The sequence below is a fragment of the Streptomyces tricolor genome (assembly GCF_002155905.1).
GTDB classification, from domain to species: domain Bacteria; phylum Actinomycetota; class Actinomycetes; order Streptomycetales; family Streptomycetaceae; genus Streptomyces; species Streptomyces tricolor.
Window position 1 is genome coordinate 142 of record NZ_MUMF01000970.1, and the last position, 1,489, is coordinate 1,630.

The window sequence follows — 1,489 nt, forward strand, 5'->3', positions numbered from 1 at the left end:
GGCGGCGCGGTGGAGGCGGCGCTCGCCGAGCTGCCGCGTTCGACGCCGTCGGCGCTGACGTCGTACTACGGCCAGCGGCTGCGGTGGCGCGACTGCGGTGCCCCCGGATTCCAGTGCGCGACGATGAAGGCCCCGCTGGACTACGACGACCCCGCCGCGGGGGACGTCCGGCTGGCCGTCGCCCGCAAGAAGGCCACCGGCAAGGGGAAGCCGCTCGGGTCGCTGATGGTCAACCCGGGCGGCCCGGGCGGTTCGGCGGTCGGGTACCTCCAGCAGTACGCCGGCGTCGGCTACCCGGAGCGGGTCCGCGCCCGCTACGACATGGTGGCGATGGACCCGCGGGGCGTCGCCCGCAGCGAGCCCGTCGAATGCCTCAGCGGACGCCAGATGGACGCGTACACGCAGACGGACCAGACCCCCGACGACGAGAAGGAGCGGGACGCGCTGGTCGCGGCCGACCGCAAGTTCGCGGAGGGCTGCGGGACCCGCTCGGCGCGGCTGCTGCGGCACGTCTCCACCGTCGAGGCGGCCCGCGACATGGACATCCTGCGGGCGGTGCTCGGGGACCGGAAGCTGACCTACGTCGGGGCGTCGTACGGCACGTTCCTCGGGGCGACCTACGCCGGACTGTTCCCCCGGCGGGTCGGCCGGATGGTGCTGGACGGGGCGATGGACCCGTCCCTGGACGCCCGCAGGCTGAACCTGGACCAGACGGCGGGCTTCGAGACGGCCTTCCAGGCCTTCGCCAAGGACTGCGTACGGCACGCCGACTGCCCGCTCGGCGGCAGGGGCACCACGCCCGCGCGGGTCGGCGACCGCCTTCAGGCGTTCTTCCGCAAGGTGGACGCCCACCCCGTCCCGACCGGTGACGCGGACGGCCGCAAGCTGGGGGAGGCGCTGGCCACCACCGGAGTGATCGCGTCGATGTACGACGAGGGGGCCTGGGGGCAGCTGCGCCGGGCGCTGACCTCGGCGATGAAGAAGAACGACGGCGCCGGCCTGCTGTCCCTCGCCGACAGCTACTACGAGCGCGACGCGAGCGGCCGCTACAGCAATCTGATGATGGCCAACGCCGCCGTGAACTGCCTGGACCTGCCGCCGGCCTTCACCGGCCCCGAGGACGTCCAGAAGGCGCTCCCCGCGTTCGAGAAGGCGTCCCCGGTCTTCGGGCCGGCTCTGGCCTGGGCCACCCTGAACTGCACGTACTGGCCGGTGCGGGCGACCGGCGAGCCGCACCGCATCGAGGCGAAGGGGGCGGCGCCGATCGTGGTGGTCGGCACGGTGCGCGACCCCGCGACGCCGTACCGCTGGGCCAAGTCCCTGGCCGCCCAGCTCTCCTCGGCCCGCCTCCTGACCTACGACGGCGACGGCCACACGGCGTACGGCCGGGGCAGCGCCTGCATCGACTCGGCGATCGACACCTACCTCCTGCGCGGCACCCCGCCGCCCCCCGGAAAACGCTGCTCATAGCCCCGCCCCCGGCCCCGGA

General features: G+C 74.1%; 1 protein-coding gene. It reads left to right on the forward strand.

The annotated features are described in order from the left end of the window. Nucleotides 1-9: 9 nt before the first annotated feature. On the forward strand, nucleotides 10-1,470 hold the full coding sequence (locus tag CCN44_RS42025; protein WP_086704531.1) for an alpha/beta hydrolase: 1,461 nt from the start codon (nucleotides 10-12) through the stop codon (nucleotides 1,468-1,470). The last annotated feature ends 19 nt before the right edge of the window (nucleotides 1,471-1,489 follow it).